Origin of the sequence: Niabella insulisoli (genome assembly GCF_039652435.2) — a bacterium.
Classification (GTDB): Bacteria; Bacteroidota; Bacteroidia; order Chitinophagales; family Chitinophagaceae; genus Niabella; species Niabella insulamsoli.
On sequence record NZ_CP190246.1, the window covers coordinates 1,988,952 to 2,005,628 of the forward strand.

Sequence of the window (16,677 nt, forward strand, 5' to 3'; positions counted from 1 at the left end):
CAAAATAGGTTAGCTTGCGTTATTGTTGGTTCAAAGCATATAATATAGATCATTTCTTTCATGCGTCACCATCAGTAACTGCGCTTGGAATGGTTGAAACATTTAATTGTAACTCATGAATTTTCCGGGTAAACATCTCGTTGTTTTCTTTCTGTTGTTGATTACTGCAACCGCTTTTTCGCAAGATTCGGCTGATATAAAATTTTCTTTTTCTTACGAAAGAAAAAGCAGTCAAACGGTTCAGCTCGATATCAAAGCATTTATTCAAAAGCCAGGTATTTCATTTTTCGGGCTGCAGCAAACTCCCGAAGATGCGGTGTTTTCGCAGATCGTGTTTGACAGTGCTGCCACCAAATTTTTGGAAGGGGCCATCGAGGAAAAAGGAACAGCGCAAACGCAAACTGATCCTGACCTGGAGCTGCCGGTTCGTTTTTTTACGGATTCGGTTCACTGGCTTCAAAACCTCTCCATTGCCGAAGGTGATACGGCAGTCATTAAAGGGAAGCTTATTTATTTGTATAAATCGGGGACGGATTTCCCTTCGGGAGAAAAGGATTTTCGCGTAGTGGTGGCGCCAAAGACAGCTAAAGCGGAAGTCCCCGCGGATAAAGAAAGTGGCGCTGCGCCTGAATCTTTGTGGGTGATTTTTCTTGCCGGATTGGGCGCGGGTTTGCTGGCGCTCATCATGCCCTGTATTTACTCTATGATTCCCATTACCGTTAGCTTTTTTACCAAAAGAAGTAAAACAAAAAAGGAAGGTATCAAAAATGCATTACTATACGCGGTTTCGATCATAACCATTTTCACATTTCTCGGTGTATTTATTTCGCTTGTTTTCGGCCCCGAGGCGCTCAACGTTCTTTCCACTCATTGGATACCGAATATCATTTTCTTCTTGATGTTCGTTGTTTTTGGGATTTCTTTTTTAGGTGCGTTCGAAATTGAGTTGCCCGCTTCCTGGGGCAATAAAGTGGATAGTAAAGCCAACTCCAAAAGCATTGTCGGCATTTTCTTTATGGCGCTTACATTGGTAATCGTTTCGTTTTCCTGTACCGTTCCGTTTTTGGGCGGCTTGTTGGTCCTTGTGTCTAAAGGGGATTTCCTGGCGCCCATCATTGGTTTTTTTGGATTTTCTTTAATGATCGCATTGCCTTTTGCCTTCTTTGCGTTTTTTCCTTCTAAGCTTAATTCGCTTGGAAAAGCCGGCGGCTGGCTCAATGCAATCAAAGTCAGCCTCGGCTTCCTGGAACTGGCTTTGGCGCTGAAATTTCTTTCCAATGCCGACCTGACGCAGAACTGGCGCATTTTAGACCGCGAAATATTTATCGTCTTGTGGGTTGTGATATTCCTGCTTTTAGGGCTCTACCTTTTAGGGAAACTGAAGTTTAAGCACGATGATGAATTGCCTAAAAATGATTTCGGCCTGCCTTTTCTTTCCGTAACGCGGCTGTTTTTTGCCATCGCATCACTGGCTTTTATGGTTTATCTGGTGCCGGGTTTATTTGGCGCGCCGCTTAAAGGCTTAAGCGCATTTTTACCTCCGATGGGCACGCAGGATTTCAATGCGGACGATCTTCCTAAAGGGTTTCGGCCAGGCACGGCTGCTCTCTCGGGCAACGCAACATCAGAAGCAGGTGCATTGCCGGAGCCGGTGAAGTATGCCGAAGTGATGAAGAAGAATGAACCTGATGTGGTGGTAAATAACGGGCTTATTACTTATTTTGATTATGATGAAGCCCTGGCCATTGCCCAACAGCTTAAAAAGCCGCTGATGCTCGATTTCACCGGTGTGAATTGTATCAACTGCCGCAAAATGGAAGGCAGTGTTTGGAGCCATCCCGAAGTCATGAAGAAGTTAAAGGAAGATTTTGTAATTGCTTCCTTGTTTGTAGATGTACACAACGGTGTCGAATTGCCGGTTGCTGAACAGTATTTTTCAAAAACACTCGATAAGCAAATTGAAACGCTCGGCCAAAAAAACACGGATATCCAGGTGTCGCAATTTGGTACCAGTTCCCAACCCAATTACTTCTTTGTAGATGGCCATGGAAACCGGCTCATCGAGGAGGGATATGGGTATGATCCTGATGTGAAAAAATTTCTGGCCCATTTGGACCGGGCGATTGAAGCATATAAAGAGGCCAAGGGTAATTAGATTTTAACCGGGCTGTTGGGCTGCACTTCTTTTAAAAAGACATCAAGTTTTTTCTTTACGGATGTCAGGTTGCAGAACGCTGCAAACTGCGCCAGGATGCGAAGGTTCGCAATTTGCTTTTCTTTTTTATTTTTCGACCCCGTAATTTTCCAGAGTGATCGCAAAGCCTGGCAAACATTTTTAAATGCCTGATCGCCGGGTTTCAACAGGTATCTGCACAAGGTGACATCCACAATCTCAGACAGCTTCCAGTAGGTAAGGTCCGCATCTTCCTGGCTCATTGCTTTTTCGAATATTTTAAGTTGCTGTTCAATTTCTGCGGCCGAATAAAGCTGATAGCGCTGTCCGGCTCTTTCCACCTGCTGGCCCCATCTTTGCTTTTTCTTTTTAAGGATAAATATTTCCATGAGGATCCAATTCGAAAACGAATAGCTGTTTTGTAATTTTTCAAATGCGTTTCGGTAATGCAAGGCAGCTGCTTCGATGGTCTTAAGTTTATTATCTTCCTCGTTTTTTTTGCTGCAGCGCATCACCAGTGCTTTGCGTTTGTAAGCGCCCGCAATAAGCGCGAACCGTTCGCCGGTTTTCCATATTTCTAAAAGATAGTTGAGGTTGGTAATGCTGGTATCAATTGCCGCTTCTATATCCGCAATTTTATTTTCCTCCGACATATCACAGGAAAAATAATCCCTGACCGCCTTGTTTACAATAATATTTTGATAATTCTCGAGCGCTTTTACATCGAAGCTTGCATTTTCTGTTTTGAAAAGTTTGTTATATAAAGTGCCTGAAGTTTCAAAATCGTTGAGTTCCATATAGGCCTGCGCTTCTTTCTGCCTAAGTTCCGGGCTGTCGAAGTCGGCTTCGTCTATGGCTTTGGAAACTGCGCGCAGCTCGATTAGGAGTTCGTCCGGTTCGTAAAAGGCAACTTCTGTTTTGCTCAGCAAATTGTCAAGGTCGTTTTCAGCTTCCTGGGAAATATCATAAGTTTTAATAACAGAAGACCTGGCGCGTTGCAGGTCGAACGTATAATGTTGTTGTCCATAACACTGAAAAGCGCCCCAGGTATTAGTGTATCTGAATTTGTTATAAATAAATTTTCTGGCTTCTAAAACGGCTTCACCGAAATTGTATCCGCTCAGCATGCGGTCGTAGAAGATTTCCGAAAAAGCCAGCGCCGCGCTGTCATCCACTTCCCAGCCCGCTACAATCACGGCTTTGACGCCATTTTCTATGAGTTGCGTCCCAATATTAGCCGCCAGCTTAAACCTGTTCGCCGAGTACGCTTCGGCATAAGGGTTGATCCTTCCCAAAAAGCAACAATTGATAAACACGAATTCGGGGGTGGACGGAAGTTGATTAATATGGTGGGGCGTCAAAAACATACCTTCATCACTTTCTTTCATCTTTCCGATCAGCATGCCCGATGCGGCAGGATTATGTTCATCGAAAAATCCATGGCCTGCGAAATGGAGGATTTTGTAATCCTGCTTAAAGAGCGCGGTCAGTATTTCATCGCTGCTTGCGTTGATCAAAGGCCCGTCGATCGTAAGTTGTTGGGTGGCTTTTAGTTTATCGAAAACCAGGCGTGCTTCTCTTTCAGCGCCCTCCAGTTGGCGGGCCTGTGTGAAGCCTTGTAAATTTGGGTCGCCGATAACCAGAGCGTTATTATTTTTAATAGGATTGGGTGTTTTAAATTCGGAAGTGGCTAACTGGCGGATCATGCCGGCCGACACGCAGAGTGGTTTTTCGGTGGCGTTGCCTGTTTGTAGCAGTTCCCAGGGAAACGAAGCCGTGAATTTATCAAGTACCCAGATAATTGGGGAATTTCGGCGGATATTTTCTTTAAAATCTCCCGGGATCAACAATTCAAAAATGGCTTTGGCTTTTTCAAACGACCAGTTTTTTTTAATGGATATTTCATCCAGCAATGCCTGAATCAACGGCAGGTTGTGATGGAGTTCTTTTTTTTCTTCCCGCGCATTGTTAGTGCTCGAATAATAGGATAATACTTTGTCGTGGTCGCTGGGGCTGTCGTTCGCTACTACGCTCAGCCTTTGCCACCAGGTAATGTTGTTGTCGACGAGCAATCGCTTTCTGAAGCCGGGAAGGCGCTTTATTTTTTTCTCTTTCCACGCAATATTCATTCCGTCGCTGTTGCCATTAATAAAATTTGTCAGACTATAAAAACAGGTGATCGCCTTATCCTCAAATAATTCCACAAATTCCAGCTCATCAATATATAAATTGACAATGCCGGTAAGCTTTTGGATTTTATCATTTGCGTTCACAACTCCCGCCATTACGGCCCGTACCGAGCTTTCAATGGCCATGCCGCCATATCCGGCGCCGACAAGCAGCGTCGAAATGCCGAGGCCTGTTTTGATTTTGCCGGCTTCCACTTTCGCCCTGCAAAAAGTGAGCAGATAGTCGGCTACGGCTTGTTCAACAGTTTTGGCCAACTGATAGCCGTTCAGGGTTTCGGCATCTCCCAGTCCGGTTACAATACATCCTTTAAAAGCCGAGTCTTTATTTTGAAAAAAGTTATGGCTGCCGATCATGCCCGGGTAGATACCCAGCGCGTGTTTGAGCCGCAGGTCGTTTTTGAGATATTTATTAGCAATAGCTTCAGCGCCGTAAACGCCATCGTTAGCGAAATGGCCAATCAGTACAGGAAAGTTTGCGTATATCAAGTCGCCCTTACTCACCGAAACCTTGAGAATGGGCGCGTTGACTGCTTCCTCAATTCCTTCAACATCCAACCCTAAAAGATTGCTTTCAATACTTTTTTCATTGATTTCAAAATTGTAACTTTCTTTAGCAAGCCCTCTCGCTACGCGGGATGTAGGCTGTGGGATCCTGCTAAATTCTGGCGAATGTGTCGTTCCTGTGTCCAGCAGATCTTTGATGCCCTGGAACAATTTCTTTTTTGTAGTAAGTCCGCCGTGAGATGCAGTTGTGTAGTAAAGCGCTGTTTGCCGATCCAGGCCGGCGGGTATACCTGTCTGCCAGGTCACACTTTGATCGCCCTCAGCAGTGGTTTTAAATTTAAGGGAGCCATGCTCATAAAAATAGCCATTCACGGTTGTTTCATCTTTGCCGGCTACGTAAATGATACGTTCATGATTAAGTGTTTTCAACCCCTCAAGGGTTTGTTTTTTAAAGAGGCTAAAGCCGTGTAAAAGTTTTGCGTCCGGGATTTTCCATTCCATCCCGGTTGCTTTAGCAAACCTTTCCCATTCCGCCGGATCACTAAAGTCGTTATCACCATCGGCAATGGGTAACAAGGCCAGAAGGCCCGGAAACTTCACAAACATATTGATCAATTGCCCCCGTGTGTTGGTAAAGTCGATGGTGTCCAATTGCTTGATGATGGCATCCATGCCGCTCAAAACATGTGCGATGCGATAGGACCCCAGCCACGGTGTGCCTAATAAGATAGTTTTAAATTTTGGCTGCATGTTCAACCAGTTCCATGTGTCAGGAAAATGAATCGCCATTTCTCTGATGATGAGGCCGCCCATGGAGTGCCCCACCAATAGCACAGGTTGCTCCATTTTTTGCAATTCGATCATACGTTCGTTTAGGGCTGCGCCCGAATGCGAAATAGGTTTTCGCCAGTCAAAAGGAAACACTTCCACATCATAGCTGGCGGAAAGATATGCCACAAGGTCTTTGTAGGCGGTTCTTATAAGCCCGGTGGCAACAATATCGTCATTGCTGATGTCGAGTTTGCTTAGCCCACCCAGCATGAAGGAAAAATAATTGATCCATAAAGGGCGATTGCTTTTTTCGAGAAAGGAGCCCATAATGCCGGGCAAAAGCAACACCACGGGTCTTTTACCGGTCGCTTTATTTACACGCAGCTGGCCGCCTTCCAAACCGAAAATACCCCTGCTTAACGCGGTATAGTTTTCAACGTCCATTTCTTTGAACGTCGGTATGCGGGCGGTCGTTGCCGTTAAGGCCTGCATCAATGCATCCTGGGTTTTCTTATTAGTGAAGTAATTAAAATGGTTGACATTATGGCCGTCGTCGAGGAAATACTGCAGGCTGCCTTTTCTTCTCGCACCCTGATACATCGATGGCGTGTCCGCCATCCAATCATTGGCTCCCCACCGGAATAGAAATTTGGGCAGGATAAGGCTTAACGCCGTTAATGGAGCCACGGATTTGTTGCTGCCCGAAATCACTATAAGCATATTGTCAAAACCTTCAGGCGTATCGTTGTTATAACTTCGAATGGTGTTTAGGCCTTTAAGAAATACGGAGCCCGGAGCCATAGCTTCCAGGCCGGGCAGCATTGAAAGGTTATCGTTTGCTGCCAGAGCTACCGCCATCAAAGCTCGTAAAGAGGATAGGGAGGGTGTTTGCGGCCCCTTGCTCCGTTGGACAAGGTTGCACAGCACATTAAGAAAAAGGTCCGCTCTTTTTCCTAATAATGACATGCCCCTGGCGGGACAAGCCACGCGTACAAACCTGTTTATTTTTACTGGTTTTTGGGCGATGAGAAGTTGCAGCGCGTTAATCGCTTTTATATCCTCAGTTCTTTTTTCCTTCGAAAAAAGAGCTAGGCTTTCTTTCAAAAAACCATGGCTGTTCTCTGTAAACCGCATGATGGTTTCAGCTATCAGTCCGCCACTCGAATGGGATACCATGTCAAGCGTGCAGGCATCCGGAAGCTGGGATAGTAAATCAAGTGCATTTTGCAAGGGCGTTTTTGTGAACACCTGATGTTCGAAACAAACAATATTGCTACCGTATTTTTCCAGAAGTTCGTTCCAGGTATCACCGGTGGTAAGGCCAGCAAATGCTTCCTGGGTCGAACCGGAAAGGCCGTGGATCAGCAGTAAAAGGGGCTTGGTGATATCGAGCTGCTCTATGGGTTTTAATTCGAAGCTTTCGTCAATTCGGTATAACCGGTTTTTTTGTTCAAGCGCTGTCGCAATCTTTACCGGAGCAGCAAAGTTTTCCTTTTGTGAGTAAATCCTTAAGTGGCTGATAGCGGCCTGATGGGCGCTGCTTCGGGCTTGATCTTCGGCATACATCATGCGCGGTAGCTCAGGTATTTCGTCAGCGTCAGCGATTTCTTCAGGAAAAATTTCTTTCAGCGTTTCAAAATTACCAAACCATGTTGTAGCATCGTCGAAAACGAGTTCGATATAATCTTTAGAGTGTAGCGAGACCACGCAAGCTTCACCCTTATTTCGCGTGGCGCTTAAGGAATAGGAGGCGCTAAGGCTAAAGTAGGGGTCATCTGATCGTTCATCTGCCTGCAATTTTTGTTGATGACCATACAGCTTTAGGGAACGATTGACAGTTAAGCTCTTTGCCATGACGCAAGATGTTTATGTTAAAGTGAAAGACGTAAAGAAAGAGGTGGTTTTCGTCGTTACTAAAAATAAACAAATGCGCTAAGAAGCGGATCGGCAAGCTATCACTAAAAGTAGTGATGGTTTGCTTATGGTCTTGTTAACAGCCGCGCATGACGTGCAATGTCGGCTTCGCTTTCAATCGCAGCCTGTTGGAGTATATGATCCGTCAGCTGCGAGGCGAAATAAGGAGCGAGCGAACATCCCTTAGTGCCCATCCCATTGAGGATGCCTACATTTTTGTGAATCGGATGGAAACCCACAAAAGGGCGCCGCTCAATGGTGGCAGGCCTTAGCGCGGCTTTGTGATCAACAATTTTAAAAGGAACTTTTAGCCAGCTTTTAAGAACCTGCTCTGAATTTTCCCGAAAAGATGCAGTTGGCGCAGCATCTTCAAAATCCCAGATATAATTAGTACCCGTCCAAAAAAAAGAAGGTTCTTTAAAAGGCACCAGCATCATCGATTTTTTATAAATGTGGTTGGGCGGAAGATCCTTCGCTTCTATGATGAGGGCCTCGCCCTTGTTTAATGCAAAAGGCAAAAGCGAGAAATAAGGATTTTCAGCGCCTTCAACGCCATCGCAAAAAATTATTTTGTCGGCTTCTATATCTTTATAAATAATCTTATCGGCTGCAACTGTCAGCGCAGACCTATCTAAATTTTCGTTGAGCAGGCGTTGTTTTGATTCCAAATATTGACGCCATGCTGGCAAAAGCGATTGCAAATGGACGATATAGGCCGGCGATATAGTGCCGATTCCAAATTCATAATTAAAATAGGAAGGAAAGCGGCCTTCATCTTTTTCTAATTTAATATAGGGCGCTTTTTGCTGTAGCTTTTTTATAAAACTCTCCCGCATGAAAGGATTGGGAAAAAAATCTGTGATGGATGTTTTATCAAGTACCGGCACATTCAGGAACTTGCCCATTTGCTGATAGGTTTGCTCGGCAAATGGTAAAATCTGCTCGTCCATCCACACGGTTACTACGCGCCGGCCCGTTACGGGGTTGATTAATCCCGCAGCAGTGTTTGAAGGTGTTTGCTGCTGATTATTGTCGATAACTATGCAATCAATCTGCCGCTGCTCAAAAAACCAGGAAAGCATCGTTCCCGAGATACCCTGTCCGACCACCAGGATTTTCTTTTTAGCTCCGCCTTCCGCCATTATCGACTTTTTAAATTATAAACAATTGGTTATTATGTCTTTATTGTAAAAATTTGATAAGATATAACTATATTTTACCAACGGGTTGCAACTTAGGCATTTAATTTGTCATCCTTAAATGAAATTATGTTTTTGCCTGTACGCCAATCCTTTAACTTTCAGAAAAAGTTAAAGGAAAGCGGCTATTCGTTAATCGCGGCGCATTCTGGGCAAACTATTACAAACCATAAATGTAAATTGGATGAACAAAAAAATTTTATCGGTGCCGGTGGCTGCCATGTTAAGTGGATTGATTTTAACAGGATGTGTGAGCACCAAGAAATTTACGGCTTTACAAAGCGATTATAATAATCTTAACAGCCGGTATCAAAGCGCGCAAGTGGATTTGGCCAGCAGCCAGGCCCGCGTAAAAAGCTTAGAGGATCAGTTAGCGCAGGAAAGGGCGAACAACGCTTCCCTGAAAAAAGCGTTAGCATCGCTGCAGGCCACGCTTGATAAAAGTATCAATCAAAACACGCAGGGGAATGTTAATATTTCCAAGCTGGTGGATGAAATCAATGCTTCTAATAAATATATCCAGCATTTGGTGAACGAAAAAAACAAGAGCGATTCGCTTAACATCGTACTTACCAATAACCTGACACGTTCTTTGAGCAGAGACGAACTGAGAGATGTCGATATAAAAGTGTTGAAGGGCGTGGTGTATATCTCGCTGTCGGATAACATGCTTTACAAATCGGGTAGCTATGAGATTTCGGAAAGAGCAGGAGAGACGTTGAGCAAGATCGCGAAGATTATCCTCGATTATAAAGATTATGATGTGTTGATTGAAGGTAATACCGATAATGTGCCGATCAGCCGTGAAAACATCCGCAATAATTGGGATTTGAGTGCACTTAGGGCATCGTCGGTGGTGCAGGCGCTTCAAAACAGCTATGGGGTAGATCCTAAACGCCTGACTGTAGGCGGCCGCGGCGAATATAATCCTGTGGCAGACAATACAACGGACGCAGGCAGAACGAAAAACCGTCGTACGCAAATCATCATCACGCCGAAACTTGATCAGTTTATGGAGTTGATCGATAAAGCGCCCGCGAAAGATTCGACTGCGGTGATGCCGGAGACCATCTAATAATAAACAGGACTTTAGATAAAAAGCATGAACGCAATTGGTTCATGCTTTTTTTATTGAAAAAATTGAGACGAATTGATGAATTTTTGAGATACCCGGAAAAATCCTTTTTGTCGAAAAGCACTACTTTTACGCCCCTTGCCAAACATGGATAAAATTTGCCATAACTATTTGAATATTGATTTGCTTCTTACTAAATAAATATTATTACCTCCTAAAGTCATAAACCGTAAAATGATGATTAAGTATTTCAGACGCTCCGTCAGTTTATTATTTGCCAGCTGGTCCATCGTGGCGGCGGCTCAAAGCCAGCAGGCGCCGGCTTATCCGCTTATCACTCACGACCCGTATTTTAGTATATGGTCATTCACGGATCAGCTTAACGAATCGCCTACCAAACACTGGACGGGCGCCGATCAATCCCTAACCGGTTACGCAAAAGTTGACGGAAAAGTATATCGGTTTTTAGGTTCCGAATCAAAATCATTTGATGTGTTACTGCCGGCGTCGGAAGATAAGGCTTATCAGCTACGCTACACAGAAGCGACTCCAGCATCGGGCTGGTCCGATATTTCTTTTAACGACAGCAAATGGAAAAGCGGAAGCGCTCCATTCGGAGATGACAGGAGCGTAGCCAAAACACCCTGGAAGTCGGCAGATCTTTGGGTAAGGCGGGAGTTTACTATGCTTGACAATAATATGAAAGACCTCTACCTGAAACTTAACCACGATGATAATGTGACAGTTTATCTCAACGGAAAAGAGATCTATCAAAAAGATGGTTGGGTACACAAATACATTTATATACCGATTAAAAATCCTTCCTCTATACTTCGCAAGGGAAAGAACATGCTCGCCATCCACATCCGCAACACTGCAGGTGGCAGGCATCTTGATTTCGGCCTTGTAAAAGAACGCAGGGAAATGGCGGCAACCGTGGCGAATGCCGTTCAGAAAAACATTCAGCTAAAAGCTACCCAAACGGTTTATGATTTTACCTGTGGGCCGGTGGACCTGAAAGTTAGTTTTACATCGCCATTGTTATTGAAAGATTTGGATTTGTTGGCAAGGCCCGTATCATATATCAGCTTTGAAGCAGCTTCTAACGACGGCGGCGTACATCATGTGGAGCTTCTTTTGAATACTTCATCAAACCTGGCGGTAAACACGCCGGCGCAGGAAGTGAATGCCACGCAATACACGGCCAAGGGTTTATCCATTTTGAAAGCCGGAACAACGGCGCAGCCCGTCCTGGCAAAAAAAGGAGATGATATCCGCATTGACTGGGGATATGTACACGTAGCTGTTCCCCAGCATACAAACGCTACGCAATTTATAACTTCTTCAGAATCGAAGGCGCTGGGAACCTTTGCAAAGAATGGCGTGAAGCCAGCGACTAAAGAATTAACGGGCAGGCAGCTTTCTTTAGCCACAATTGTTAATCTTGGAAAATCAAAAAAGGCATCTGCAAAAATTTTGTTAGGCTATGACGATATCTGGTCGATCCAGTATTTCGGTAAAAACCTGCGTCCCTGGTGGAACAAGGATAATAACTCCAGCATAGAAGATCAGCTCGATAAAGCCAATCGCGATTATGACGCGGTGATGAGCAAATGCAAGCAGGTCGATGCGACCATCTATACAGATGCCTTAAACGCCGGAGGTGAAGCCTACGCAAAACTTTGTGAAATGACTTATCGCCAGGTAATCGCCGCTCACAAGTTGGTAGAAAGCCCGCAAGGTGATCTCTTGTGGTTATCGAAGGAAAACTTTAGCAACGGGTGTATTAACACGGTCGATCTTACTTATCCGTCGGCGCCCCTGTTCCTGGTTTACAACCCGGATCTTGAAAAAGGAATGATGAATGGCATTTTTTATTACAGCGAAAGTGGCAAATGGAAAAAACCTTTTGCTGCTCACGATCTCGGCACCTATCCTTTGGCGAACGCACAGGTTTATGGTGAAGATATGCCGGTTGAAGAGTCGGGAAATATGGTGATACTTGCAGCTGCAATTGCAAAGGTTGAAGGCCATGCAAAATATGCTGAAAAGCATTGGGAAACATTGACGACCTGGACGGATTATCTGGTTAAAGAAGGATTCGATCCGGCGAATCAGTTGTGCACAGACGATTTCGCAGGCCACCTCGCCCGTAACGCCAACCTGTCGATGAAGGCGATCATGGGGATCGAAAGCTATGCTGCCATGGCAAAGATGTTAGGCAAGGATGATGTGTATGAAAAATACCATAACATCGCAGTGGGAATGGTGCCCGAATGGATGCGGCTTGCCGAAGACGGTGATCACTATACATTGGCCTTTGAGAAAAAGGGAACCTGGAGCCAGAAGTACAACCTGGTTTGGGACAAAATTTTAAACTTTAATATTTTCCCCGCGTCGGTTATAGAAAAGGAAATCACTTATTACCTCAAACATCAAAATGCGTACGGCCTGCCTTTGGATAGCCGGAAAACATATACCAAAAGCGACTGGATTTTATGGACCGCGACCATGGCAAAAGACTTGAAAGATTTTAAAGCTTTTGTAGAGCCCGTTTATAAATATGCCCGGGAAACGCCGGATCGTGTACCGCTCAGCGATTGGCATGAAACAACCAACGGCAAAAAAATAGGCTTCCAGGCAAGAAGCGTTTTGGGTGGCTATTGGATGAAAGTGCTGGAAGCTAAATTGAGCAAATAGCATTTATTGTTACATATTTCAATGTGCAGAGGCTGTCTCAAATAGGAGGCAGCCTTTTTTGATCTCATTGAGATTTGCAGATTATGTTTTAAAGTCGGTTCAATGTTAAGATATCGCTTTTTAATGGAAGACGCTTTTAAACAGTCTTCTTCCTATATGCGGAACGCCATAATGTTATTATCGGCTCCCTCTAAAGTATATGAGGATACCCGGCAAGCGGTATTGGACGCTTCCCGCATTGAATACTGTAAAAAGCAGGCTGGCATAGAAACTGACACAAATCGATCAAGTTTTGATACAAATAGTATTGCAAACTGCTGTTTTTTTGTATATGATAAATACGGATTGATTACGACGCGCCTTTTTGCTGACTTGACGCTGCTATGATAGGAAAGGCTTGCTTTCACAAAGTTAAGATCTGAACTTAAAGGGTGGGCTGCAGAAAGCAAATTATTTCTGGAATCATGCCTCAAATTAAAAATGAAACAATGAAAAAGATATGCTGTAAACTTTCCTGCACCAGCATTTATATGCTTCCTGTTTTGTGTTTTTTGCTGCTTTTTAAAATGACTGCAGCCGCTGCGTATTCAGGTAGCGACAAAGAAAAGCCGAAGCAGGCTCCTAATATCATCATGATACTTACCGATGATATGGGGTATAGTGACCTGTCCTGTTTTGGAGGTCAACTCGTCTCCACACCTAATATAAACCGCCTGGCAAAAGAAGGCGTGGCCCTTACCAGGTATTACAGTGCGGCGCCTATTTGTTCTCCCTCAAGGGCGGGCCTGCTTACAGGTATGTATCCCGGAAGATGGAACTTTTGTACCTTTCTGGATACCAGGAAACATAACCGGAATGCAGAGCAGGCCGATTTTCTTGAACCGTCGGCTCCCTCGATGGCCCGTTTCTTTAAGCGTGCCGGGTATATTACAGGGCATTTCGGTAAATGGCATATGGGCGGTGGCAGAGATGTGCTAGACGCTCCTGGCTTTGATCAGTACGGTTTTGACGAACATATTAGCACTTATGAAAGCCCTGATCCTGATCCTAACATAACGGCTACTAATTGGATATGGTCAGACAAAGACAGCATTAAACGCTGGGATCGCACTCAATATTTTGTAGATAAAACGCTTGATTTCCTGGCAAGGCATAAGGGGCAATCTTGTTTTGTAAATTTATGGCCCGATGATGTGCATACGCCCTGGGTGCCTAAACCAGATGGAGATGCCGGCACATATCCCAAAAACAGGGAGGAAGAGGCGGCTTTCAAACGGGTACTAAAAGAATATGATATACAGATTGGCCGCTTGTTAGACGGAATTAAGCAACTGGGCATAGAAGAAAATACGATCATTGTATTTACCAGTGATAACGGTCCGTTACCCAGCTTTCGCGGCAGCCGGTCTGGCGGTTTAAGGGGTACTAAACTGTCCTTATATGAAGGTGGCATCAGAATGCCTTTTCTTATTCGCTGGCCGCATCGCATTCCGGCGGGGAAAATGGATACAACCTCGGTAGTAAGCGCCATGGACCTGTTGCCCTCTTTTGCTAAAATGGCGGGGATCAGGCTGCCATCGTCGTATAAAGGTGACGGGTATGATCGCAGTAAGGTATTTGAAGGAAAGGCCTCATCAAGAACTAAGGATTTGTATTGGGAGTACGGGAGAAATAATATCGCTTACAATTACCCCAAAGGCCGCGATAAAAGTCCCAACCTGGCCATCAGGTCGGGGGACTGGAAGTTTTTAATGAATAGCGATGGAAGCGATCAGCAGCTGTATTATATACCCCATGATCCGCGCGAACAACACAATAAAGCTACCGCACAGCAGCTTATAGCAAATGAGTTGAAAAAGAAGCTGGAACAATGGTGGCGTAGCCTGCCGCGGCTGGCCAATTCTAATTGAGCAGGGCAATACCCATCCGCTTTTGAAAGCAGTTTGGCCTGACGATCGATGGGTCGTAGTAAGCGGAAGCATGCACATACGGGCTAAAAAACGGGTGAGCATAAAAAATGATACAAATCGATCAGGTTTTGATACAAATATTATTTCAAACTGGTGTTTTTTTGTGAAAAGATAGATGCGGACTGATTGCTGCTAAAATTCAAACTTCAGCTTTTTTCGTATCGTTTGCCCAATACATTTTTTGTCTGCCCCTCAGGGTAGCTTTGCCAGGTTTTGAACAAGATTATTATATTTTATGCGTAAACATTTTTTTATTGTTGCTGTAGCAGCATTATTCACCGTATCATCGCGGGGCCAGCAATGGCAACTTCAACCCAATGCTCAGATGACAGCATGGGCGAGCAAAGTGACGCCACAAAACGTGTGGCAACAATATCCCCGGCCGCAGTTAAAGCGCAACGCCTGGATGAATCTTAATGGTCTTTGGGATTACAGTATCACACGAAAAAATAAGCCGGTGCCCGCAAGCTACGATGGCCAGATCCTGGTGCCGTTCTGTGTGGAGTCGTCGCTGTCCGGCGTTAAGAAACCTTTTCGGCCTGAAGACCGGTTGTATTATAGAAAGGAATTTTCCGTACCAGCAGGTTGGAAGGACAATGATGTAATATTGAATTTTGATGCGGTAGACTGGGAGGCAACGGTTTGGGTGAACGGCGTATTGGTGGGTTCGCATAAAGGAGCATACGATCGTTTTTCATTTAATATAACGCCTTACCTCAAAGCAACAGGCAAGCAGGAAGTTGTTGTAGCTGTAGATGACCCTTCCAGTTCGGGGGCGCAGGCCCGTGGAAAGCAGCAACTGCAACAGCAGGGCATATGGTATACGCCCGTTAGCGGCATTTGGCAAACGGTTTGGTTGGAAGCTGTATCCAAAGACGCCTGGGTGAGCGAAGTGAAAATTGTTCCGGATATTGACAAAGGGACGGTGCGCATTGTGCCCATATCAAACAGGCCGCTTCGATCCAGCTACAGCGCAAGTATAAACGTAATAGCCGATGGTAAAAAGGTTGCCGAAGCAAAAGTCGCCATCAATAGAGATGTCGAAATTCCCCTAAAAAATGCGAGGTTATGGTCGCCTGAAGATCCGTTTTTGTATGATGTGCACCTAACACTTTCAGACGGTGAAGGGAAAATACTTGATAAAGTGAGTAGCTATTTTGGAATGCGAAAAATAAGTATCGGCACGCAGGATGGTTTGAAGTACACTTTTCTCAACAATAAGCGCATCTTTCAATACGGAACGCTTGATCAGGGCTGGTGGCCTGATGGCCTGCATACACCACCCTCTGAGGAGGCGATGGTTTTTGACATTATCAAAACAAAAGAAATGGGTTTTAATATGATACGCAAACATATTAAAGTGGAACCCGACCTCTGGTATTATCATTGCGATAAAGCCGGCATGCTGGTATGGCAGGATATGCCTTCGGGTATGGTGGTGGAGCAAACCGGTAAGGAAAAGCCGCTGCACCTGCAGCATGTGGGAAGGAACGGCCCCGATCTTTACAGAAACGCTGAAGAAGCCGCGCAGTTTGAGTGGGAGCTTCGCCGCATGATCGATCAGCATTACAATGCTCCCAGTATTATCACCTGGGTACCTTTAAATGAGGGTTGGGGGCAATACGCTACCGTCCGCCTTGCCAACAATGTTAAGGCGCTTGATTCCACGCGCCTTGTAAATGCGGTGAGCGGCTGGGCATTAAGGCCTGTCGGCGATATGCATGATATCCACACCTATCAGACAACGGTAGATATTCCACCGGCGCCCAAAGATAGGGCCAGCGTAATCGGAGAGTTTGGAGGTATCGGTTACCCCATCAAAGGCCATCTGTGGAATCCGGATATGAGAAATTGGGGATACCAGACTTATCATTCCGCGGAGGATTTGCTAAAGAACTATAAACACAAATTTGATCAGATTGTGGAGATGAAAAGAACAAAAGGGTTGTCAGCAGCGGTTTATACCCAAACCACCGATGTGGAAGGAGAAGTGAATGGATTAATGACCTACGATAGAAAGATTATAAAAATTCCGGTTGATGTGTTGAAGGAAATTCATGCAGCATTAAAAGATTAAAAATTGATCATAGCAGGTCGCTGCACGTGCTATTGAGTTTTTTAAAAAAAATAAAAAGAAGCAGGTCGAAAAATCAAGGAGTTCTCAGGGGGCTGAGCGCTCACT

Annotated in this window: 7 protein-coding genes; 5 read left to right on the plus strand and 2 right to left on the minus strand. The window is 44.9% G+C overall.

What is annotated here, in order from left to right; translation table 11 throughout:
* Positions 1-115 precede the first annotated feature (115 nt).
* A complete protein-coding gene (locus ABDK00_RS08490; RefSeq protein WP_346238477.1) occupies positions 116-2,155 on the plus strand; it encodes a protein-disulfide reductase DsbD family protein in 2,040 nt (679 codons plus the stop codon).
* Here ABDK00_RS08490 and ABDK00_RS08495 read toward each other — a convergent pair.
* Both ABDK00_RS08495 and ABDK00_RS08500 read right to left on the minus strand, forming a co-directional pair.
* The gene (locus tag ABDK00_RS08495; RefSeq protein WP_346238476.1) at positions 2,152-7,491 is read right to left on the minus strand and encodes a CHAT domain-containing protein; all 5,340 of its coding nucleotides are present in this window, start codon (positions 7,489-7,491) and stop codon (positions 2,152-2,154) included. The two genes, ABDK00_RS08490 and ABDK00_RS08495, sit on opposite strands and share 4 nt — an antisense overlap.
* Positions 7,492-7,616: 125 nt before the next feature.
* The gene (locus ABDK00_RS08500) at positions 7,617-8,693 is read right to left on the minus strand and encodes an NAD(P)/FAD-dependent oxidoreductase (protein WP_346238475.1); all 1,077 of its coding nucleotides are present in this window, start codon (positions 8,691-8,693) and stop codon (positions 7,617-7,619) included.
* Positions 8,694-8,934: 241 nt separating this feature from the next.
* On the opposite strand from ABDK00_RS08500, the gene ABDK00_RS08505 reads away from it, so the two are divergent.
* The 4 genes from ABDK00_RS08505 to ABDK00_RS08520 all read left to right on the plus strand — a co-directional run bounded on the left by ABDK00_RS08505 (position 8,935) and on the right by ABDK00_RS08520 (position 16,572).
* Positions 8,935-9,825, plus strand: coding sequence for an OmpA/MotB family protein (locus ABDK00_RS08505; RefSeq protein ID WP_346238474.1), 891 nt, complete (start codon positions 8,935-8,937; stop codon positions 9,823-9,825).
* A 234-nt stretch (positions 9,826-10,059) separates the two neighbouring features.
* Positions 10,060-12,525 (plus strand): glutaminase family protein, encoded by a 2,466-nt coding sequence (locus tag ABDK00_RS08510; protein ID WP_346238473.1) that lies wholly within the window; start codon positions 10,060-10,062, stop codon positions 12,523-12,525.
* A 488-nt stretch (positions 12,526-13,013) separates the two neighbouring features.
* Positions 13,014-14,435, plus strand: a complete 1,422-nt coding sequence (locus tag ABDK00_RS08515) for a sulfatase-like hydrolase/transferase (protein WP_346238472.1) — start codon at positions 13,014-13,016, stop codon at positions 14,433-14,435.
* 295 nt (positions 14,436-14,730) lie between these two features.
* On the plus strand, positions 14,731-16,572 hold the full coding sequence (locus ABDK00_RS08520) for a glycoside hydrolase family 2 protein (protein WP_346238471.1): 1,842 nt from the start codon (positions 14,731-14,733) through the stop codon (positions 16,570-16,572).
* Positions 16,573-16,677 lie beyond the last annotated feature (105 nt).

Bases quoted from the DNA above. Each gene is read 5' to 3' on its own strand.
- ABDK00_RS08505 (WP_346238474.1), top strand. From the start codon at position 8,935: ATGAACAAAAAAATTTTATCGGTGCCGGTGGCTGCCATGTTAAGTGGA.
- ABDK00_RS08520 (WP_346238471.1), top strand. From the start codon at position 14,731: ATGCGTAAACATTTTTTTATTGTTGCTGTAGCAGCATTATTCACCGTA.
- ABDK00_RS08510 (WP_346238473.1), top strand. From the start codon at position 10,060: ATGATGATTAAGTATTTCAGACGCTCCGTCAGTTTATTATTTGCCAGC.
- ABDK00_RS08515 (WP_346238472.1), top strand. From the start codon at position 13,014: ATGAAAAAGATATGCTGTAAACTTTCCTGCACCAGCATTTATATGCTT.
- ABDK00_RS08490 (WP_346238477.1), top strand. From the start codon at position 116: ATGAATTTTCCGGGTAAACATCTCGTTGTTTTCTTTCTGTTGTTGATT.
- ABDK00_RS08495 (WP_346238476.1), bottom strand. From the start codon at position 7,491: ATGGCAAAGAGCTTAACTGTCAATCGTTCCCTAAAGCTGTATGGTCAT.
- ABDK00_RS08500 (WP_346238475.1), bottom strand. From the start codon at position 8,693: ATGGCGGAAGGCGGAGCTAAAAAGAAAATCCTGGTGGTCGGACAGGGT.